At 63.0% G+C, this 21,433-nt stretch carries 18 protein-coding genes; 12 read left to right on the forward strand and 6 right to left on the reverse strand.

Translation table 11 applies throughout. The annotated features are described in order from the left end of the window. Positions 1-18 precede the first annotated feature (18 nt). The 10 genes from nrdR (at position 19) to ribA (ending at position 7,528) form a co-directional block, all read left to right on the forward strand. Positions 19-489, forward strand: coding sequence for a transcriptional regulator NrdR (gene nrdR / locus LVD12_RS07325; RefSeq protein WP_237067000.1), 471 nt, complete (start codon positions 19-21; stop codon positions 487-489). Next, positions 486-1,619 (forward strand): bifunctional diaminohydroxyphosphoribosylaminopyrimidine deaminase/5-amino-6-(5-phosphoribosylamino)uracil reductase RibD, encoded by a 1,134-nt coding sequence (gene ribD / locus LVD12_RS07330; protein ID WP_237067002.1) that lies wholly within the window; start codon positions 486-488, stop codon positions 1,617-1,619. The genes nrdR and ribD overlap by 4 nt, the downstream gene beginning before the upstream one ends. Positions 1,620-1,653: 34 nt before the next feature. Beyond that, complete coding sequence (locus LVD12_RS07335) at positions 1,654-2,316, forward strand: riboflavin synthase (protein ID WP_237067004.1); 663 nt, start codon at positions 1,654-1,656, stop codon at positions 2,314-2,316. Between the two features lie 117 nt (positions 2,317-2,433). Continuing rightward, complete coding sequence (ribBA, locus tag LVD12_RS07340; RefSeq protein ID WP_237067006.1) at positions 2,434-3,549, forward strand: bifunctional 3,4-dihydroxy-2-butanone-4-phosphate synthase/GTP cyclohydrolase II; 1,116 nt, start codon at positions 2,434-2,436, stop codon at positions 3,547-3,549. 68 nt (positions 3,550-3,617) lie between these two features. Beyond that, positions 3,618-4,088 (forward strand): 6,7-dimethyl-8-ribityllumazine synthase, encoded by a 471-nt coding sequence (gene ribH, locus LVD12_RS07345; protein WP_069946009.1) that lies wholly within the window; start codon positions 3,618-3,620, stop codon positions 4,086-4,088. Positions 4,089-4,292: 204 nt separating this feature from the next. Then, the gene (nusB, locus tag LVD12_RS07350; protein ID WP_237067008.1) at positions 4,293-4,733 is read left to right on the forward strand and encodes a transcription antitermination factor NusB; all 441 of its coding nucleotides are present in this window, start codon (positions 4,293-4,295) and stop codon (positions 4,731-4,733) included. 6 nt (positions 4,734-4,739) lie between these two features. Next, on the forward strand, positions 4,740-5,690 hold the full coding sequence (gene thiL, locus LVD12_RS07355; RefSeq protein WP_237067010.1) for a thiamine-phosphate kinase: 951 nt from the start codon (positions 4,740-4,742) through the stop codon (positions 5,688-5,690). A 48-nt stretch (positions 5,691-5,738) separates the two neighbouring features. After that, a complete protein-coding gene (locus LVD12_RS07360) occupies positions 5,739-6,218 on the forward strand; it encodes a phosphatidylglycerophosphatase A family protein (protein WP_237067012.1) in 480 nt (159 codons plus the stop codon). A gap of 9 nt (positions 6,219-6,227) precedes the next feature. Beyond that, complete coding sequence (locus tag LVD12_RS07365; RefSeq protein WP_237067014.1) at positions 6,228-6,863, forward strand: retropepsin-like aspartic protease family protein; 636 nt, start codon at positions 6,228-6,230, stop codon at positions 6,861-6,863. Between the two features lie 50 nt (positions 6,864-6,913). After that, positions 6,914-7,528: a GTP cyclohydrolase II gene (gene ribA / locus LVD12_RS07370; RefSeq protein ID WP_237067016.1), complete on the forward strand. Its 615-nt coding sequence runs from the start codon at positions 6,914-6,916 to the stop codon at positions 7,526-7,528. Between the two features lie 316 nt (positions 7,529-7,844). Here the strand turns inward: ribA and pulA are convergent, their stop codons facing one another. Then, a complete protein-coding gene (gene pulA, locus LVD12_RS07375; protein WP_237067018.1) occupies positions 7,845-11,198 on the reverse strand; it encodes a pullulanase-type alpha-1,6-glucosidase in 3,354 nt (1,117 codons plus the stop codon). 594 nt (positions 11,199-11,792) lie between these two features. Here pulA and rsgA point away from each other — a divergent pair. Next, positions 11,793-12,929 carry a ribosome small subunit-dependent GTPase A gene (gene rsgA, locus LVD12_RS07380; RefSeq protein ID WP_237067019.1) on the forward strand — a complete coding sequence of 379 codons (1,137 nt, stop codon included), beginning with the start codon at positions 11,793-11,795 and terminating at the stop codon, positions 12,927-12,929. A 122-nt stretch (positions 12,930-13,051) separates the two neighbouring features. Continuing rightward, the gene (locus LVD12_RS07385) at positions 13,052-13,492 is read left to right on the forward strand and encodes a redoxin family protein (protein ID WP_237067478.1); all 441 of its coding nucleotides are present in this window, start codon (positions 13,052-13,054) and stop codon (positions 13,490-13,492) included. A 173-nt stretch (positions 13,493-13,665) separates the two neighbouring features. On the opposite strand, the gene LVD12_RS07390 is transcribed toward LVD12_RS07385, so the two are convergent. The 5 genes from LVD12_RS07390 to LVD12_RS07410 all read right to left on the reverse strand — a co-directional run bounded on the left by LVD12_RS07390 (position 13,666) and on the right by LVD12_RS07410 (position 20,458). Next, the gene (locus LVD12_RS07390) at positions 13,666-15,525 is read right to left on the reverse strand and encodes a DUF885 domain-containing protein (RefSeq protein ID WP_237067021.1); all 1,860 of its coding nucleotides are present in this window, start codon (positions 15,523-15,525) and stop codon (positions 13,666-13,668) included. Between the two features lie 88 nt (positions 15,526-15,613). Then, positions 15,614-17,530, reverse strand: coding sequence for a 1-deoxy-D-xylulose-5-phosphate synthase (gene dxs, locus LVD12_RS07395; RefSeq protein WP_237067023.1), 1,917 nt, complete (start codon positions 17,528-17,530; stop codon positions 15,614-15,616). A 131-nt stretch (positions 17,531-17,661) separates the two neighbouring features. Further along, on the reverse strand, positions 17,662-18,567 hold the full coding sequence (locus LVD12_RS07400; RefSeq protein WP_237067025.1) for a polyprenyl synthetase family protein: 906 nt from the start codon (positions 18,565-18,567) through the stop codon (positions 17,662-17,664). A gap of 3 nt (positions 18,568-18,570) precedes the next feature. After that, positions 18,571-18,852: an exodeoxyribonuclease VII small subunit gene (gene xseB / locus LVD12_RS07405; protein ID WP_237067027.1), complete on the reverse strand. Its 282-nt coding sequence runs from the start codon at positions 18,850-18,852 to the stop codon at positions 18,571-18,573. Between the two features lie 100 nt (positions 18,853-18,952). Further along, positions 18,953-20,458 (reverse strand): PQQ-dependent sugar dehydrogenase, encoded by a 1,506-nt coding sequence (locus tag LVD12_RS07410; RefSeq protein WP_237067029.1) that lies wholly within the window; start codon positions 20,456-20,458, stop codon positions 18,953-18,955. Between the last annotated feature and the right edge of the window lie 975 nt (positions 20,459-21,433).

The following is a 21,433-nucleotide window of genomic DNA, read 5'->3' on the forward strand; positions in this document are numbered from 1 at the left end:
CGATAGGGCCAAACTCCCATGCACTGTCCTTTCTGCAGCGCAGAAGAAACCAAGGTAGTGGATTCCCGGCTCGTGGCTGAGGGCGACCAGGTTCGCCGGCGGCGCGAGTGCCTCGAGTGCCACGAGCGCTTTACCACCTTCGAGACCGCCGAACTGCTTCTGCCCCGCGTGGTAAAGGAAAACGGCCAGCGCGAGCCCTTCAACGAGGAGAAGCTCCGCGCCGGTATCCAGCGGGCGGTGGAAAAGCGCCCGGTCAGCACCGAACGGGTGGAGTCCGCCGTGGCGCAGATCAAGCATGCCCTGCAGGCCACTGGCGAGCGCGAACTGCCGGCCCGCACCATCGGCGAGCTGGTGATGGAGCAGCTGCGGGAACTGGACCAGGTGGCCTATGTCCGCTTCGCCTCGGTATACCGCCGCTTTGAGGACGTGAGTGAGTTTGCCGAGGAGATCGACCGCCTGACCACCAAGAAGCGTGCGGAGAGTCCATGAGTTTTACTCCCAGGGAGCTGATGGCGCGGGCCATACAGCTGGCTGAATACGGCCTCTACACCACCATGCCCAATCCGCGGGTCGGCAGTGTCATCGCCGATGCCGCCGGCAATATTCTCGGCGAAGGCTGGCACCGCCGCGCCGGGCTGCCCCATGCCGAGATCGAGGCGCTGAAGGATGCCGGCGAGCGGGCCCGCGGCGCGATCGTTTACGTCACGCTGGAACCCTGCAGCCATACCGGCAAGACCGGTCCCTGCGCCGACGCCCTCATCGAGGCCGGCGTAGCGAAGGTGGTCTTCGGCATGGAAGACCCAAATCCGGCGGTGGCCGGCAGCGGCCTGCAGAAACTGAAAGACGCCGGCATCGAAGTGGAGGGGCCGCTGCTCGAGGAGCAGTGCCGGGCCCTGAACCCGGGCTTTATCAAGCGTATGACCCTGGGCCTGCCCCTGGTGCGGAGCAAGTCCGCCATGAGCCTGGATGGACGCACGGCCATGGCCAGTGGCGAGTCCAAGTGGGTCACGGGACCGGCGGCACGGGCCGATGTGCAGCGCCTGCGCGCCCGCAGCTGTGCCATCATCACCGGCGTCGAGACTGTCCGTTTCGACAACCCGAACCTGAATGTGCGCGCCGACGAGATGGCGCTCGAATTGCTCGCGGCCGAATCCGCCGCCGAGGTGCAGCCACTGCGGGTGATCGTCGACAGCCGCCTGCGCACCCCGTCGCGGGCCTTTATATTGCAGGGTGATGCCCCCACATTGGTGGTCACGACGCCAGGTGCCGATGCCGAGCGGCGTCAGCGCCTGGAAAAGGCCGGCGCCGAAGTCATCGAGCTGCCCGCAGACAGCAACGGTCGTGTGGATCTGCTGGCGCTGTTGCAGGAACTGGCCCGGCGCCAGTGCAACGAGGTACTGGTGGAGAGTGGCGCGACCCTGTCCGGCGAGTTCCTGTACCGCGGCCATGTGGATGAGCTGATCGTCTATATGGCCCCCAAGCTGCTCGGCAGCACCGGGCGGCCCCTGTTTGAGCTGGCCATTGACCGGATGGGATCGGTGTTGCCGATTACCATTACAGAGATGCGTGCCGTCGGGCACGACTGGCGCATCATTGCCACCACCGATATCGAGCGCTAGCGCCGCAAACCGAACAACCCTGAAGGTGCCCGCGATGTTTACCGGCATAATCGAGGCCGTCGGCCGAATTACCGAGCTCAAGCCCCAGGGGGGTGACCTGCGCGTGCGGGTGGAGAGCGGCAAGCTGGACCTTTCCGATGTGCAGCTCGGTGACAGTATTGCCACCAACGGTGTGTGCCTGACGGTGGTCGACCTGCCCGGCGACGGTTACTGGGCGGATGTCTCCGCCGAGACGCTGGCGGTGACCACGGTGGGCGACTGGCAGCGCGGCGACCGGGTCAACCTGGAGAAGGCGCTGACCCCGCAGACCCGTCTCGGCGGCCACATCGTCAGCGGCCACGTGGATGGCATCGGCGAGGTGGCGTGGCGCAAACGCGAGGCCCGCGCGGAGCGATTCCGCCTGCGGGCACCGCAGGGGCTGGCAAAATACATTGCCCACAAGGGCTCCATTACCGTCGATGGCACCAGCCTGACGGTGAATGCGGTGGAGGGTGCCGAGTTCGAACTGACCATCGTGCCCCACACGCTGCAGGAGACCATCATGGGCGGCTACCAGGCCGGCACCCGGGTAAACCTGGAGGTGGACCTGATTGCCCGTTACCTGGAGCGACTGCTGCTGGGTGATAAAGCCGCGGAGCCCCAGAGCGAAGGACTGACGATGGAATTCCTGGCCCAGCACGGGTTTTACAAACCCTGAACGAATACTTGCAGGTGATGCGAAGGCGCTGATGCCGGCGTGTCCCGCAAGCACACACCGGTAGCAGCGCCGCCAGTGCCTGTGCTGCAGGCAGAAAGTCACAGACTAGAGAGTTTTATGGAACTGAATACGGTTGAAGAACTGATCGACGACATCCGCCAGGGCAAGATGGTGATCCTGATGGATGACGAGGACCGTGAGAACGAGGGTGACCTCGTGATGGCGGCGGAGCAGGTACGCGCCGAAGACATCAACTTCATGGCCACCCACGCCCGCGGCCTGATCTGCATGCCCATGAGCCGCGAGCGCTGCGAGCAGCTGGACCTGCCGCTCATGTCCCGCGATAACGGCGCCCAGTTCAGCACCAATTTCACCGTGTCCATCGAGGCAGCAGAAGGGGTGACTACCGGTATCTCCGCCGCCGACCGCGCCCGTACCATTCGCGCCGCCGTGGCCCGCAACGCCAAGCCCAGCGACATCGTGCAGCCGGGCCATATCTTCCCGATCATGGCCCAGCCCGGCGGCGTGCTGAGCCGCGCCGGCCACACCGAGGCGGGCTGTGACCTGGCGCGCCTGGCGGGCTTCGAGGCCTCAGCGGTCATCGTCGAGATCATGAACGAGGACGGCACCATGGCGCGCCGCCCGGATCTCGAGACCTTCGCCAACAAGCACAATCTGAAGATCGGTACCATCGCCGACCTGATCAACTATCGCGCTCTCAACGAGAAGACCGTCGAGTGCACCAACGAGCGTCAGGTACACACCGAGTTCGGTGAGTTCAAGCTGCGCACCTACCTCGACAAGGCCCGCCGTGAGCGCCACTTCGCGTTCATCCTCGGCCAGCCGACGCCGGAGGAGCCGACCCTGGTGCGGGTACACGTGGCCAACACCCTGCGCGACGTTCTGACCATCCGCCGCGGCGATGAAAAATTCGAGCCCTGGACCTTCCGCCGCGCTATGGAACGCGTCGCCAGAGAGGGCAAGGGCGTGGTGGTAGTGATCTGCCACAACGAGACCACTGAAGAGATCGAAGAGAGTATCGACTGGCTGATCAGCGGCAAGCAGCAGCGCCCCAGTTCCGACCTGGTGTACAAGCAGGTGGGGACCGGCTCGCAGATCCTGCGCGACCTCAAGGTGCGCAAGATGCGCCTGATGAGCGCGCCCTTCAAGTTCAATGCCATTTCCGGTTTCGACCTGGAAGTGGAGGAAATCATCAACGTCGGGGAAGAGTGATCTCCGCGCCAGAAGCAGGTGGACATCGGTAACCACCGGTGAGCCCGCCGGGAAATGGAAAGCAGACCATGAGCAATATTCAAACCATCGAAGGCGATTTCGTGAACTGCGGCGGCAAGTATGCGCTGCTGGTGAGCCGCTGGAACAGCTTTGTGGTGGAAAGCCTGAAAGACGGTGCCCTGGATACCCTGCGCCGCAAGGGCATCAAGGACGAAGACATCACCATCTACTATGCCCCGGGGGCGTTCGAGTTCCCGCTGGCAGCCAAGAAACTGGCGGCCACCGGCAAGTTCGATGCCATCATCGCCCTGGGCGCCGTGATCCGCGGCGGTACCCCACACTTTGAATACGTGGCCGGTGAGTGCACCAAGGGCCTGGCCCAGGTATCCCTGGACGCCGGTGTGCCGGTCACTTTTGGCGTGCTGACCGTGGACTCTATCGAGCAGGCCATCGAGCGCTCCGGCACCAAGGCAGGTAACAAGGGCTGCGAGGCCGCTGAGACTGCGCTGGAGATGGTGTCCCTGCTGGGCAAAATCTAGGGAACTCTGAAAGCTACTGCGCGTATGCCTGGCGGCGGCCGGCGGTGCTCGGAATGCTCATGTACTAGCTGTACACTCCGCTTCCTCCGCTCCGGCGGTCACCACCAGGCACGCGCTCGCTACGCTTTACAGAGTCCCCTCTCGTGACTTTTCAATTTAGAGAACGGCATGGCCGCTCGAACTAGGTAATTATCGGAATTGACAATGACCGTTACCGCATCTGCGCGCCGCAAGGCGCGCCACTACGCCATGCAGGCGCTCTATCAATGGCAGATGGCTGGCGCCAGCCTCAATGCCATCGAGGCCGAGTTTCACGCCGACAACGACCTGAGCAAGACGGACGTGGAGTACTTCCGCGACCTGTTCTACGGCGTGGCAAAGAACCTCGATGAAGTCGAAGGTGCCTTCGCGCCGCATCTGGACCGCAAGATCGAAGACCTGGACCCGGTTTCGCGGGCGCTGCTGCGCATGTCGACCTATGAGCTGAAAAACCGTATCGACGTGCCTTACAAGGTGGTGATCAACGAGGCGGTGGCGCTGGCGAAGAAGTTCGGTCCGACGGACGCCTTCAAGTTCATCAACGGCATCCTCGACAAGACCGCCGCCGACCTGCGCGCGGCAGAAGTGAAAGCGGACAAGCAGTAAGCGCCCATGGCCCGCGTCGGTGAGTTCGATATCATTCGCGATTATTTCGCCGGCGCCCCCACGGGTGACAGCGTGATCCTCGGTATCGGCGATGACTGTGCCCTGCTGCAACCGCCGGCGGGATCTGTGCTTGCCACCAGTGTCGATACCCTGGTGGCCGGTCGGCACTTTCCCGAGGCTGCCGATCCCGCCAAAATCGCCAGTCGCGCGCTGCGGGTGAATCTCAGTGATCTTGCGGCAATGGGCGCCAAGCCGCTGTGGTTTACTCTGGCACTGACGCTGCCCACGGCCAGCCGCAAGTGGCTGCAGGGCTTCTCCCGGGGCCTGCTGGAAACTGCGCGGGAATATGGCATTTCCCTGGTGGGTGGTGATACCACCGCCGGTCCCCTTTCCATCACCGTCCAGGTGACCGGCTGCGCGCAGAAGCCGCTGCGCCGTGACGGCGCCTCTGTCGGCGATGCGGTTTACGTCTCCGGGCCTCTGGGTGCCGCAGCGGCGGCATTGCGGGTGGTGCTGGGCAAAGAACAGGTGGACAGCGAATTGTCCCAGGCGGCTGACGCCGCCTTTTACTGGCCGGAACCGCAGCTGGCGTTGGCGGAATCCATCGCGCCACTGGCCAGTGCCGCCATCGATATCTCCGATGGCCTGCTGGCGGACCTTGGCCATATCTGCCGGGCCAGCGGTGTTTCCGCAGAAGTGGAACTCGAGGCGCTGCCCGTCGCACCACTGGCGCGGGAACTTGCTGGAACGCAGGCACGGGAACTGGCGGCAACCGGCGGTGACGATTACCAGCTCTGTTTCACCGTGCCCGCTGCGAGGGTGGCCGAACTGGAGCAGATGGATACCGGTGCCGTGCGCATCGGCACCCTGGTGGATGCCGCGGGTGAACCCCGGGTGCTGGCGCGCCGTCATGGCCAGAGCTGGGCCCCGAAGCATGCGGGCTACCAGCACTTTTGATCAACCGGGACCGCGCGGCGGACACCGGGCACGGAACAGCAGGACTCGATGAACCAGCCAACCTTTTCCCAGTTGCTGCGCAGCCCCACCATGCTGCTGGCTTTCGGTTTCGGCTCCGGCCTGGCCCCGAAAGCGCCCGGTACCTTCGGCACCCTGGCCGCCATACCCCTCTGGTGGCCGCTGCAGCATCTTTCACCAGCGCTGTATCTGGGGGTGGTGGTCGCCACGGGCCTGCTGGGCTGTTACCTGTGCGGTGCGGCGTCGCGCAGGATGGGCGTGCACGATCACGGTGGTATCGTCTGGGATGAAATGGTGGGTTACTGGCTGACCATGTTCATGGCCCCGGCCGGCTGGGGCTGGGCCCTGTATGGATTCGTGCTGTTCCGCATTTTTGATATCGCCAAGCCGCAGCCCATCGGCTGGGTGGACCGGCGGGTGCACGGTGGTGTGGGTATCATGCTGGACGATATACTGGCGGCCGTTTACGCAGCGCTGGTCCTGCAGCTGACCGCACTGATCATTGGTTAGGAAAGACCGATGCAGAAAATTGCCTCTCTCTTGTTGTCTGTCTTGCTCGCCCCGGCGGCCCTCGCCCAGGATGTGCAGCTGAAGGCGCTGTTTGGCACCAGTGCCATGCTGGAAGTGGACGGCAAGCAGCGCGTGCTGAGGGCAGGGCAGACTTCTCCTGAGGGCGTGCAGCTGGTGGAAGCCAGCGCCGGTTACGCCCTCATCCGCGTCGGCGGGCGGCAGCAGCGGCTGACGCTCGAGGCGCCGGTGGCGGCGCGCTACGAACAGGCCTCCCGTGCCGAGGTCCGTCTGATGCCGGACAGCCGCGGGCACTACAGCACCAGTGGCTGGGTCAACGGGCGCAGGGTCAATATGATGGTGGATACCGGAGCCACCAGTATCGCCTTCAATTATCCGACCGCACGGCGCCTGGGGCTGAACCTGGAGCGGGCCCAGCCGATACGTGTATCCACCGCCAGTGGCATCGCCAGTGCCTATCGCCTGACCCTCGACAGTGTGACCATCGGCGGCATCAAGTTGCACAACGTGGATGCCACAGTGCATGGCGGTGACTTCCCGGAAATTACCCTGCTCGGCAACAGCTTTCTCAGCCGGGTGGATATGCAGCAGCAACGTGGTGTACTGATCCTGCGTGCACGCAACTGACTTTTTGACGGTGCACTGTGTTCGCCGTCATGGATTAATGAGGTAAGAGTTTGACCATTCGTTTCGTGGAGTCCTCGAAGTTGCCCACTCCCTGGGGCATGTTCGAAATGCACGGTTTCGAGGATACGGAATCGGGCAAGGAGCATGTCGTCCTCACCATGGGTGATACGGATACCGATGAGCCGCTGCTGGCCCGTATCCATTCCGAATGCCTCACCGGGGATGCACTGTTTTCCCTCCGCTGCGACTGCGGTGCGCAACTGCAGCATGCCATGCACCGCATTGCCATGGAGGGTCGCGGAGCCATCTTTTACCTGCGCCAGGAAGGCCGGGGCATCGGCCTGCTGAACAAGATCCGCGCCTACCATTTGCAGGACTCCGGAGCCGATACGGTGGAAGCCAATGAGCAGCTGGGCTTTGGTGCCGATATGCGGGACTATTCCATCCTCAAGGAAATGCTCAAGCACCTGGGGGCGAAATCCATCCGCCTGATGACCAATAACCCCCGCAAAGTGAAAGCGCTGGAGGAACTCGGCATCAAAGTCACCGAGCGCCTGCCACACCAGACCGGCCGCAATCCCCACAATGTGAAATACCTGTCCACCAAGAAGGGCAAGCTGGGGCATCTGTTCGAGGATGAGGACGAGGCCGGCGAGAAAGAGTAAGGCCTTCAGGCCTTGCTTGATGAGACAAAAGGACGGCAATGGCCGTCCTTTTTGGTTTTGCGGTGACTACATTGAAAGATCAAGAGCGCAGAGCTGGCTCGGAAACCTGAACTGAAGGCAAAGGGCCGGGGCGGGTATTTTGAACCGTCGGCGACAGGGACGTCGCCGACGGAGCGTACAGGGATGTATTCACAGCGTTTCAAAATGCCCGCCCCGGTGCTTTGCCGCCCTCATATCGATTAGTGGGGCAGGAGTCGCCTTAACAAAAAGGGCGGCCGATTGGCCGCCCCTGGACTTTTCCCGTTACCGGGAAATGTTACTTCGCCAGCATTTTCTCCGTCCGCTCGTTGCGTCCCAGCACGAATACCGCCGTTGTGCGGCCCGGCAGGGTGAAAGTGCCGCTGTCACGGTCGAAGGCCACATCGGCCAGGCGCGGGTCGGCGCTGTCCTGCTGCAGGGGATGCAGGCGGTAGGGCAGGCCGGCCACGTCTTCGTGGTGGAACTGCACCGTATCGTTGTCACCGTTGAACAGCACCAGGATACGACGATTCTTTTCATCGTATTCGGCTTGCGCATCGTCCAGCTGCATGGCGATCAGTCCCGGAACCTGCGCCGGGCCGGTATTCAGGAAACTGACGTGGTCGATCACAGCCATCCCTGTCGGCAGGCGGAACAGCGGTGAGCTGTTGCGGATCGCCAGCTGCTCGCGGAACATCGCGCTGGTCCACAGGCGGTGGGATTTCTGCGGCGCGATATCCGGGTTCGCCAGCAGCGGCGCCATCAACGGCCACTTGTCCTCATTCTTGTCCGCGATCGGCAGGCCCGCGCCCCAGTTGCCGGTTTCGAAACTCCAGTCCAGCGCATTGAACCAGTCGCCGGAATTGTAGCTGTCGCGGTCCATGGATTTGGAGCGCAGGAATTCCTGCCCGGCGTGGATGAACGGAATGCCCTGGGCAAACAGCACCAGCGAGTTGCTGAATACCTGCATGCGCACCCGCTCTTCCAGCGAGGCCGTGCGGTTGGCTTTCAGCTGCACGCCGTCGAACAGGGTCTCGTTGTCGTGGGCGGCGATGTAGTTGATGGATTCCTGCGGATCATCGACGTAGCCGGTAGGCTGGCCGTTATAGACCAGCTGCTCACCGGTGATCACATTGCCCGAGGAATCCAGCAGTGGATAGTCGCGCAGGTTACCGGCCAGCGAGACTCGGACCTTGTCCGCCAGGGTGAGCAGCGTTGCACGTTCATTCCAACCTCCAAACTTGCCATTGGAGTCGGTGTACAGACCAGTGCCGAAGCCCTGCTCCTCAAAGCCGCCGAAGGGGTTGCCACCGCGCACACTGTCACGGAGGCGATCATTGAAGGTGCCCACGCCGGTGCCGGCCATATTGGACTGGCGGGCCTGCACAAAGCGGGCATCGTTGGCGACCTCGCCAAAATTCCAGCCCTCGCCGTACAAATACAGGCTGTTGCCGTCCACACCGTCCTTTTCCAGCGTCAGTGACTGCAGTGCGGTCAGGGTATTGAGGATGTTATCGCGGCTGTGGTGGCCCATCAGGTCGAAACGGAAACCATCCACTTTGTAGGCCCGGGCCCAGGTCAGCATGGAATCGACCATGAGTTTTTCCATCATGGTGTGCTCACTGGCGGTATTGGCGCAGCAGCTGCTCATCTCCACGCCGCCTTCCAGATTACGGCGGTGATAGTAGCCGGGCACGATCTTGTCGAGGACGGAATTGTCGTACTGGCCGAAGGAGCTGGTGTGGTTGTAAACCACGTCCATGACTACGCGCAGGCCGGAACGGCTCAGGGACTGCACCATCTCGCGGAACTCTCGGATGCGCGCTACACCGTCGGGATCGGTGCTGTAGCTGCCCTCCGGCACAGTAAAGTGCAGCGGATCGTAGCCCCAGTTGAAACCGTCCGCATCGCGGATGGCGGTGACCGCCGCCTGTTGTTCGGTGCTGTCTGAAGCGAACGCGGTGAGGTCAGGGGCTTCCGCCTGTTGAGCGCGGTTCTCGTTCACGGTAGCGAAGTCGAATGCCGGCAGCAGGTGCACGTGGGTAAGGCCGGCACGGGCCAGGCTGCCAAGGTGCTCCATGCCGCGGCTTTCACGCTCGGCGAAGGCTGCGAAGGTGCCGCGGGCTTTTTCGGAAACCGAGTTATCCTCGATACTGAAATCACGCGCGTGCAATTCGTAAACGCTGATGTCTTCGGCATTGTGGAGCGCGGGTTTTTTCACCTGCTCCCAGCCGGCCGGTTTCAGGTCGGCGTCGTCCAGGTTCACCACCTGGCTCTTACCGCTGTTCATGGACAGACTGAGAGAGTAGGGGTCCGTGACCAGGTTGGTTTCCACCTGGCGGCTGAAGTAGGAGTAAACCTCCACCTCGTACAGGTAAAACTTGCGGTCCCAGCCCTTGTCGACGCTGGCAGACCAGGTGCCGCTGTTTTCGTTGCGGGTCATCGGCACGACGGTATCGGCACTTTCCTGACCGGCGTCACTGAACAGATACAGCTTTACCGAGCGGGCGGTGGGCGCCCAGAGCTTGAAGGCGACATCCGTTTCACCGACGATCGCCCCCAGTTCACCGTCATAGGCGAAGCGGTCGTCCAGTGCGCCGGCCATCTGCACACCTGTCGCATCGCGCAGTTCGCCGTCGGCGGAGTAGACCGCGAGCGCCAGCTGCTGTGTCGCCAGGTCTTCTGCTGACGGGGCGCCTGTGGGCAAGCTAAAGCGGTTGAAGCCCGACAGGTGCGGGAATTTCTCGGCGGCTTCGCCCTGCAGACTGTCTGCACGATAATGCAGGACCACGGCACCATCACCGGCGACGCCGTCGGCAGTCAGCTGTAGCTCGGCATCGGCACTGTAATGCAGTTTGACGGTGTCGCCCTCCTGCAGGCTGATGTTCCAGGCAAAGGTATCGCCATCGACCCAGTGTGCCTTGTCGAGGCTGAGGTCGCCGCGGGGGACGCCGTCAGTACTGACCGTGACCTGTTTGCTGGCGCTGTCGAAGGCGAAATAGATTTCATCGTTGTCATTGGCCACGGTGAACGGCACGTTGCCGCCATTGTTGCCGTAGCTTTCACCCCAGTTTTCGTTCAGCGCCACCTTGAACTCGTAGTTGCCGGCTTTTAATCCATTGGTGATGAAGGTGTAGATGCCGTCGCCGTCGGCATCCTGCATCCAGCTCTGCAGGCAGTCCGGCTGCCAGTCGCCGGGACAGCCCAGTTGGTACTGGAAATTGCCCGCCACTGTGGCGATGGTGCTGTTGACGTTATCGGTGATCCAGTGGGTTTCGTGGTCGTAGATGAATTTCACCTCGCCGCCTGCATCCAGGTTTAGCGAGATGTTCGCGCCGTTGCGGTTGGCGCCCTGGCCGTAGTTCTCGTGCCAGCTGCCATTCAAAGCGGCCTTGTACTCCCAGTAGCCGGCGGGGATGAAAAAGCTCCCCTGCCACTTGTCGTCGTAGCTGTCGTAGCTGAGCATGCTGGCGGCGCATTCCGGCTGCCAGTCACCGGGGCAGCCGATCTGAATCTGGATGGTGCCGGGAATATTCACCGAGGTCGGGTCGGGGGTGTCGGCGGTATGGCCGTTTTGCTGGAAAGCGAGGATCAGCGCGCCCAGTGCAAAGGGAAGGCGGCCACCTGCTGGTGTGTTCTTCATCAGTCGCATAATGGTTCCGGGGTTCTTGTTATCTTCGGTTCGGGTATTGGGGGTACCACAGACTTCTCCCCATCAGTTCATTGAAACCCGGGGGGCAAGACGGGGCCTCCCACCCCGGGGGGAGGGAGATGGTAAGTTGACTGGGGTCTAGAGAAAGGTTTGAGAAGTGTCACAAATTTTTTATAAAAACGTCACGGCACAGCAATCTGCCTGAGTGATCCTCACTCTCGAGTAAAACGCGTGCGGAACTTCTCCCAGCGTCTACACTCAAAACCATCAGATTTTCGTGGGTCGAGAAAGGTGATGCACCTGCGAGAATTTGGTACGAAAGCCGGCAATTGCCGGCTTTTCGCTTTTCTGGGGAATTGTCCGGCGCCGAGGGTGGTGCTACATTCTCCCCCCGAATTCATTACCAGCGGAGGACGACCAGTGATTGTGTGTTCCCTTCGCCGGGTTCCCCGCTGAATCGCGTCTGAGCCCGGCTTGACGGTTTTTCCTGACGTCGGGTTTCCCTCTCCGGAAGCCTTCCATCCTCTTTGTCCGATGCCGTGGCGAACAACACCGCGGCAGTAGTGCGCCACGTGCGCAATGAGGTCTTGTACCGTGAGTCGATCGTTGATTTCCCGCCGCCCCCCCTTCGGACGCGGCAATAGCGGCCCCGGCCGCCTATCCCCGGAGCGGGTGCAGTCCCCGCTGGAAAAACTGGGCTGGAAACCTTTCTTCCAGCAACAGTTGAGCCTCGAAGAGTATGAGCTGTGCGAGCCGCTGCGGGTGATGGCGGTGCACCGCAACCGTCTGGAAGTGGCCGGCGAAACCGGTGAACATTCCTTTTCCCTCGGTGGAGTTCACCTGCCGGCTGCCGTGGAGCAGCGTCCCACCGTGGGGGACTGGCTGTTGCTGGAGCGCGGCACCGGTGGCTACCGGCGCCTGCTGGAGCGCAGCAGCCTGTTCCGGCGTATGGCGCCGGGCGCGGAGCGGGTGCAGCTGATCGCTGCCAATGTGGACAGCGTGTTGATCGTGGCCTCCTGCAATCAGGACTTTAATCTCTCGCGAATAGAGCGCTATCTGGCCCTGACCCGGGCCGCGGGCAGCCGCGCCTACCTGGTGCTGACCAAAGCCGACCTCTGCGCCGAAACCGGCGACTACCTGGAGGCCGTGAAGGGGCTGCGGGACCTGCCGGTGCTGGCGGTCAATGCCCTGGAACCCGATAGTGTCGCGGCCCTGCGTGCCTGGTTTGGTCCGGGAGAAACCATCGCGATGCTGGGCTCCTCCGGTGTGGGTAAGTCCTCACTACTGAATACCCTGTCCGGCATGCAGCTGGCGGCGACTGCCGGAATCCGTGAGGACGACAGCAAGGGCAGGCATACCACGCGCCACCGCGCGCTCTACCCACTGCCGGATGGCTGCCTGCTGCTGGACAGTCCCGGCATGCGCGAACTGGGCCTGGCCGGTGGCGAGGAGGGCATCACCGCAGCATTTGACGATATCGATGCCCTGGCCCGGCAATGCCGTTTCAAGGACTGTGTCCACGAAGCGGAGCCCGGTTGTGCGGTGCAGGCGGCGCTGGAGCTGGGGACTTTGGATGAACGGCGGCTGCGTAACTGGCGCAAGCTGGTACGGGAAATCAGCCGCAACCAGCGCACCCTGGCGGAGCAGAGGGCCGAGGACCGGGCTTTGGGGCAGTTTTACCGCGAGGTGCAGGGCCATGCCCGCACGCGCAAACAGCGCGGTGACGAGTAAGCCTAGGGGGTGAGTAAGACGGGGGCTGTAGCGGCCGCCTACACTGAGCGGGTGTCACCATCGCTTGCGCCCGTTCGCCCAGGAGGCCGTCTTGCCGCAGACATTCCCCCCCCGCGCCGGAGATCACGGCCAGCAGCTGGCTCAATACGGAAGAGCCACTCAGGCTCGAGGTTCTGCGCGGTAAGGTCGTCATGCTCCATGCCTTCCAGATGCTGTGCCCGGCCTGTGTCACCCGCGCCACGCCCCAGGCGTCGGCCGTTGCTGAGTGCTTTGCAGCGGACGACTTCCAGTTGATCGGCCTGCACACGGTGTTTGAGCATCACCGGGTGATGGACGTCGATGCCCTGCGCGTCTACGTCGCCGAATTCCGCGTGCCGTTTCCCATTGCCATCGACCAGCCTGCAGAGAACGGCCCGGTGCCGGTGACCATGGCCAAACTGGGCCTGCAGGGCACACCTTCCACGGTGCTGGTGGATCGCGCCGGCAATATCAGCCTCAGCCATTTCGGCGTCCTCAGCGACATGCAGCTGGGCGCGATGGTGGGGCAGTTGCTGGCGATGTAGGGGCGAACCCTGTGTTCGCCTTTTCTACTCTGGCTCCGGGGCATGCGGCTATTTAATAAGGCACTGCTAGCGATCGACACCAGCGTCTTCGCATCACCACGCCCGCGCGAGGGCTCGCCAACGAAAAAGGGCGAACACGAGGTTCGCCCTTACGTAGAAAAGACGGGAGAGGGTCAGCTGCTCGGGGTCACTTCGCCCGCCTGGGTCGGCTCACCGGGCGCGGCAGCGGCCTGGCCGCCCTGGGCCACGATCCAGTCGTTCATGCGGCTTTCCAGCACATTCAGCGGCAGGGCACCGGCACCCAGCAGCTCGTCGTGGAAGCTGCGGATATCGAAATTATTACCCAGCTGCTGCTCGGCATTGGCGCGCAGGTCCTTGATCTTCAGCTGGCCCAGCTTGTAGGCCAGGGCCTGGCCCGGCCACACCAGGTAGCGGTCGATCTCCACGGTGATGTCGTGGCGCGGCTTGGCGCTGTTATTCATGAAGTACTCGATGGCCTGCTCGCGGCTCCAGCCCAGCTGGTGCATGCCGGTATCCACGACCAGACGCACCGCGCGCCACATATCGTAGGTGAGGGCGCCGAACTCGCTGTAGGGGTCGGTGTACAGGCCGAGGTCATAGCCGAGGCTCTCGGAGTAGAGACCCCAGCCCTCGACGAAGGCGGTGTAGCGACTCACGCGACGCAGCGGGTGTACACCCTCGATTTCCTGTGCCAGGGCGATCTGCAGGTGGTGGCCCGGCATGGCCTCATGCACGGTCAGCGCTTCCATCTCCCACTTGGGTCGGCTGTCCAGGTTGTAAGTGTTGGCGAAGAACACTCCCGCGCGGCCGGCTTCCATGGAGCCTGGCTGGTAATAGGCGGTGGTCTGCGACTTCTCCGAGTAGCTGGGGATGCGTTTCACACCATAGGGGAGGCGCGGCAGGGTACGGAACAGCTTCGGCAGCTCACCATCGATGCGCTTGGCGATGTCGCGGTAATCGCGCATCAGGTCTTCGCGGCTGGTGTGGTAGAACTGCGGGTCGTTGCGCAGAAAGTCGGTGAAGGCGGCGAAGTCGCCGTCAAAACCGGTTTTGGCGATGACCTTCTCCATCTCCCCACGGATACGCTTCACTTCTTCCAGGCCGATGCGATGGATCTCTTCCGGGCTCAGCGCGGTGGTGGTGTTGTCGCGGACCTTGTGGGCATACCAGCGGGCGCCGTCCGGCAGGCTGGTAAAGGCAGTATCCACCCGCGCACCGGGGATGTATTCGCGCTCGACGAATTCCGCCAGGTCGCGCCAGGCCGGCACCAGCTCCCGGTGGTAGAGCGCAAGGGCGCGATTGCGCAGGCGCTTCTGCTGGGCGGCGGGAATACTGTCCGGCATTTCCGCGAACGCCTTCATCAGCGGGCTCTCACTCGGGTCTTCCGGGATCAGGGCGCGGATCTGCGCCGGCAGGTCGCGCAGGGTGATCTGCGGCGGGGTGATCTGCTTTTCCAGTCCCTCCACCATCAGCGCGCGGGTCTGCTGGATCAGCAGGGGCAGGCTATCGAGGCGGATGATGATGTCGTCGTAGTCGGCCGCGTTGCGCTTGGGCATGGCCGCCAGCACACCCGGCACGTTGCGCTGGATGCCGCTCATATGGGTCACTGGCAGCAGGTGCTGCGGGAACTGGAAGCCTTTCACCTCGCTAAGCAGGTCCTGGTACAGCAGCTGCTGGTCCAGCTGGCGCTCATCCGGCAGTTTGGCCGCATCGATATGGCGGCTGGCGGCCAGCATGCGGCGGGTCTGCTCGCGGCGGCGCTTGATGCCCTCCAGGGATTCGTCCGTCCAGCGGTCGTTGACCCCGGGGTAGCCCTGGTAGGTGGCCCAGCTCGGGAAGCTTTCCATTAGCCACTGGTAGCGGAGGTCCTGCAGGGCCTCGAGTTTCGCCTCGGCCCCTTTCTTGGGCATGGCGTCAAAGGCCTTGTCGAAGGCTTCCTGCTCCATGGCGGAAGCGCCGGCGGCGGCAAACAGTGCCGCCGCGGCCAGTGCGGTTTTACGCATCAAGGACATAGTCCCCCCTTAAATCTGGTCAGGCGCGCTCTGGTCGTAGCCAGCTTGCGCGAAAGCGGTTCTTTATTGATGTGCGGTGCCGCAGGCCCTAGAGGGCCGCGGCCTGGCCGCGAAAGTGCTTGTCGTCAAGTTGTTGCAGGCGCCGGTGGATGCTGTGCTCGATACCGGTCGCATCGAGTCCGATCCCGGCCAGAAGGTCGGGGTGTTTGCCATGCTCGATGATCCTGTCCGGCAGGCCCAGCTGCAGCAGCGGAATCAGCGTACCGGTGCTGTTGAGGTATTCCATCACCGCGCTGCCGGCGCCGCCGGCAATAGTGTTTTCCTCCAGGGTCACCAGCAGCTGGTGACTGGCGGCCAGCTGGTCGATCAGCACTTCGTCCAGTGGCTTCACCCAGCGCATATCCACCACGGTGGCACCGAGTTTCTCCGCCGCTGCCATGGCGGGCTCCAGCAGGGTGCCGAAGTTGAGGATCGCCACCTGGTTGCCTTCCCGCATCATGCGCGCCTTGCCGATGGGCAGCGCCGTCATTTCGCGCTGGATCTCCACGCCCGGACCGGTGCCGCGAGGGTAGCGTACCGCGGCGGGCCCTTCATGCTGGTAGGCCGTGAAGAGCAGCTGCCGGCATTCGTTCTCGTCGCTGGGCGCAGCGATCACCAGGTTGGGCAGACAGCGCATGAAAGTGAGGTCGAAACTTCCTGCATGGGTGGGGCCGTCTTCGCCCACCAGGCCCGCGCGGTCGATGGCGAAGGTAACATCCAGGTCCTGGATGGCCACATCGTGCACCATCTGGTCATAGCCGCGCTGCAGGAAGGTGGAGTAAATGGCCACGACCGGTTTCTGGCCCTCGCAGGCCAGGCCCGCCGCCAGGGTCACGGCGTGCTGTTCGGCGATGGCCACGTCGTGGAAGCGCTCCGGGAAGCGCTCGGCAAAGTCCACCATGCCCGAACCCTCGCACATGGCGGGGGTGATGCCGATCAGGCGCTCATCCTGCTCGGCGGTATCGCACAGCCACTGGCCGAAGATGTCCTGGTACTTGGGCAGCTTGCGCTTGCTGCTGGAGACGGCCACCTGCACCTTGGGCTCCGGCTCCAGCTTGTTCAGTGCGTGGTAGCCCACCGGATCTTCCTCGGCGGGGCCGAAGCCCTTGCCCTTGGTGGTGACGATATGCAGCAGTTGCGGGCCGCGCTGGCCGCGCAGGTTACGCAGGGTGTGCACCATGTCGTGGAGGTTGTGACCGTCCACCGGGCCCACGTAGTTGAAGCCCAGTTCCTCGAACAGGGTCCCGGGGGTGATCATCCCCTTCACGTGTTCCTCGGTGCGGCGCGCCAGCTGCCACGCCTTGGGGATCTTGGACAGGATGCGGCGGCTGCCCTCGCGCATGGACAGGTAGGTCTTGCTGGCGAGGATCTTGGCAAAGTAGGTGGCGAGGCCGCCCACATTCTTGGAGATCGACATGCGGTTGTCATTCAGCACCACCAGCATGTCCCTGCCGGTATGGGCGGCGTGGTTCAGCGCCTCGAAGGCCATGCCCGCGGTCATGGCGCCATCGCCGATCACCGCCACCACCTTGCGCTCGTCTGGCGAGCCAAGGGCCATCCCCAGGGCGGCACTGATAGAGGTACTGGAATGCCCGACGCCAAACGTATCGTAGGGGCTTTCGCTGCGCTTAGGGAAACCGGACAGACCGCCCTGCTGGCGGATCGTCAGCATCTCCTCACGACGTCCGGTCAGGATCTTGTGCGGGTAGGTCTGGTGGCCCACATCCCACACCAGACGGTCATCCGGGGTGTTGTAGATGTAGTGCAGGGCAATGGTCAGCTCCACCACGCCGAGACCGGCACCGAAGTGGCCGCCGGTCTGGCCGACACAGTAAAGCAGGTACTCGCGCAGCTGGCTGGCCAGCTCGGGCAACTGGCGCTCGTCGAGGGCGCGCAGCTGGGCCGGGCTGTCGATGCGATCGAGCAGCGGTGTCTGCGGTCGAGTACGGGGGATTTCGTCGAACATCGAACGTATCAATTGCAACAAAAGTGTGAAAAGGGATTGTATGCCCGCGGGGGGGAGATTGCATCCTGAACGGCCCCCGGGGCGCGCTCCGCCACAGTAGTCGGGGTGTTCCGCGCACCGGATCGCGGCAGTCAGTGACTGCGATGGGCGATATAGTCCGCGAGTTGTTCCAGCAGGCCTGTGTCGCCGCGCACGGTTTCCAGCGCCTCGCGGGCATCCCGGTGCAGGCCCTCCAGCTTCTGGCGCGCGCCCTCGAGCCCCAGCAGCGAGACATAGGTGGGCTTGTTGCGTGCGGCATCGGCGCCCTGGGTCTTGCCCAGGGTGGCGGTGTCGGCCGTCACATCGAGGATGTCATCCTGCACCTGGAATGCCAGCCCGATCGCCTCGGCGTAGCGGGTGACGGCGGCCAGCTGCACTTCATCGGCGCCGCCGAGGAGGGCGCCGATGCGGGCGCTGGTGCGGATCAGGGCGCCGGTCTTCAGGCGGTGCATGGCTTCCAGCTGGGCCAGGTCCAGTGTGCGGTTGACCGAAGCCAGGTCGATGGCCTGCCCGGAAACCATACCGCGGGCGCCGGCGCCCGCGGTCAGCTCTTCCAATATGCGCACCTTCAGGCGGGGCTCGGCTTCGGAGTGCAGTACCAGTTCGAAGGCCAGGGTCTGCAGCGCATCGCCGGCGAGGATCGCAGTGGCCTCGTCATAGGCGATATGGCACGTGGGGCGCCCCCGTCGCAGGTCGTCATCGTCCATGGCCGGCAGGTCGTCGTGAATCAGGGAGTAGGCGTGGATGCACTCCAGTGCTGCCGCAGCACCGTCGCAGCGGGCGGGGTCAAAGTGCTCGCCCTGTACGATACGGGCACAGGCGTAGACCAGCGCGGGCCGCAGCCGCTTGCCAGGGCCGAGGGCGCTGTAGTGCATGGCGGCAAACAGGTTGTCTGCGGCGGGGACCGAAGGGGCCAGCGCCGCCTGCAACCGGGCCTCCACCCGCTCCGACGACGCTTCGAGGAAAGCCGAAAGGCTCACCGCGTTGGAAGCCGGCACGCGTCAGAAACCCTGCCCGGGGTTGTTGTCGTTTTCGCCTGTCTCACTGTTGTCACCGCTGTCGAAAGGCGCTTCCTGCACAGTGCCATTCTGCTCCATCAGCACCTTGACCTTCTGTTCGGCGCTGGCCAGCTTCTGCTGGCACTCGCGAGTGAGTTTCACGCCGCGCTCGAAGTCTGCCAGGGCCTCCTCCAGGGGCAGGTCGCCCGCCTCGAGCCGCTCCACCAGCTGCTCCAGTTCCTCAAGGGCCTGCTCAAAGGTTGCTGCTTGCTTCTTCGCCGCCATTCCGTTCCTGCCTGTCTCTGCTCTGGCATCGGGCTGTTGAGGGTACTCGTGGGCCCGGGTCTCGTCGTGCGCGCAACCTTAGCGGCTGGCGCACAGGTGGTCAATTGAGAGGCGCTGTGCTTTCGATTCTGTGCTCCAGCGACATCAGGTAATGGGCCAGGGCCCGCTTCTGGGTTGCACTGAAATCATACTTCGGCATCGGTGGGGTGGGGGTGTCAAAGTAGTCCGCCAGTTGCTGCAGGGAATATTTCCTCGCCAGGTTGCGCAGAGGCATCTGCTCAGCGTGGCAACGCGCACAGTCGAAGCGCTGATAGATCTCCTCACCCCGCTGGGCCGCACCACTGTCAATGGGTTGTGGCTTTGGCGGCGCCTGGATGGGCGGCCGGTTGCCAGGAATGGTGCCGCCCCTGGGATTCTTGCCCGCCCTGACGCGGTAAACCGCACCGGCATAATCATCGGAGATATAGATGTTGCCATTGGCGTCCTCGGCAAAAGCCACCGGCCGACCGAAAACCGTCTCGCCGTCGTCTGAGAGGAAGCCCTGCAGGAAGTCGCGCTCGCGGATATTGCCACTGGCGTCCCAGTGTAGTGACACCACCTTGTAGCCGTCCTTTTCACTGCGGTTCCAGCTGCCGTGCAGCGCCACCAGGGCGGAATCCCAATAACCTCTGGGCTGCAATGGACTCTCGAGGAAATGGATGCCAAGCGGGGCGTTGTGGGCGCGGAAGCCGTGCACCGGCGGAGTGGATTTGTCGATTTTCTGCTCGATTTCCGCGCTGGCATCGACGCCAAAATCCGGGTCTGGTACCCGGTTGCCGTTGGCGTAGGGCCATCCGTAGAAGGCGCCTTTCTTAACCCGGTTCAGTTCATCCGGCGGGAAGTCGTCGCCGAGCCAGTCGCGGCCGTTGTCGGTGGCGTAGAGCTCACCGCTCACCGGCGACCAGTCGAAGCCAACGCTGTTGCGCAGGCCTGTAGCGAAGATTTCCGGCTCACCGCCCTCGGGCTTGAAGCGCATGATGGTGGCGCGGCGCGGGTTTTCTTCCTCGCATACGTTGCAGCTGGAGCCGCTGCTCAGGTAGACCCAGCCGTCCGGCCCCAGATCGATGGTCTTGGTCCAGTGATTGCCGCTGTCATCGAGCCCCTTGACGATGCGCTGGTAGCTGCCGGCTAGGCGCCGGTCCGAGTGGTCGAACGGCACCCGGCCCACTGCATCGCTCTCGGCGATATACAACCAGTCCTCGTGCAGGAACAGGCCATGGGGGCGGCGCAGACCATCGATCAGTACCCGTTGGCCGTCGGCGCGCCCATCTTCATTGGCATCCGCGCGCAGCAGGCTTACCTGACCACGCCGGGGTTGCGACACCAGAACATCGCCGTTACGGGTGACCGCCAGCCAGCGGGCATTGGGGACATCATCGGCAAAGAGTGTGACGCTGAAACCATCCGCGACCACAAGTTCACGCTCCACGGTTTCTTCGTCGGTATCCGCCGTGCCGGTGAGTTGCTGCCAGGGCACATTGACTCCGGGAATGAGCGCCACAAGGAGGAATGCGCCGAAGATGACTAGTGCGATAAAAATGAGCGCGTATTTCAACAGGTTGTTCACGGTAAAGGTTGATCCGGTAATTATTGCGCCTATAGTAAAGGCCGTTCGCTATTTGATTCTTTTGTACCACATGGGGTGTCGCCCCGTCCTTCCCGCCCGGTCCGTGTGAGATATGTCTCCGTCTTGTGAGATATATCGCACAACAAATTCAGCCGATTTCCCCTACTTTTTTTTGCCGCAATGTCCATAATGAGAGTGCAAGGATGCTTAAGGGACTGCAAAAACCGCGGCAAGGGATAAAGGGACTGCGCCGCAGCTCAAGGGAACTGAGCACCATCCTGTGAGACGCACCGTCCGGGCCGGATTGCCTGGGCGGTGTTTTACATTTTACCCTTCGGATTCTCTCCTCTACTCCCCCTGCGCGCTTCGATACCCGGGCCGATGTCTTCAGGCTGTGTGACATATCGCACAATAAATTCAGCTTTTTCCCTCTGGCAGCTTCTGGCCGGCGGACGATAATGGTATTGCAAGGACGCAGAAGGGCATGGAAGCCTGAAAGCAGGGACGCAGAAAGGCAAGGATGCCAGGCTGCAGGGACGCGGAAAAGCACGGAAGCACAAGGAAGAAAAAGGGACTACAAAAAGGATTTTTAGAGGGACGACAGCAAGGCGGCGAAGGAAAAAAGGACTGTGCCGCAACGCTCGAGGGAAGCGGGCAGAGGGCTCAAGGGAATCGAGCCCACGGTTCAACGGAGTGAACCACACGCCCAAGGGAAATGGGCACCATCCTGTGAGACGCACCGCCCGGGCCGGATTGCCTGGGCGGTGTTTTACGTTCAGGGGGGGGGCAGAATCGGTCTTCCAGTGGCTCAACATGAATTTGACGCCGTGTTGGGCGCCATCATCCCGTCTGCTGTCTGGAAACTGAAATAATTATCCGCTTTAATCAAACGGAGCCGGCCAGTAATTTCCCCGCGGCCGGCGGAGGGTGAAGCGTTCAGTGACTCAGTGCTGACACATTTCCTGCTCTTCTCGC

This window comes from Microbulbifer guangxiensis, assembly GCF_021729075.1.
GTDB classification, from domain to species: domain Bacteria; phylum Pseudomonadota; class Gammaproteobacteria; order Pseudomonadales; family Cellvibrionaceae; genus Microbulbifer; species Microbulbifer guangxiensis.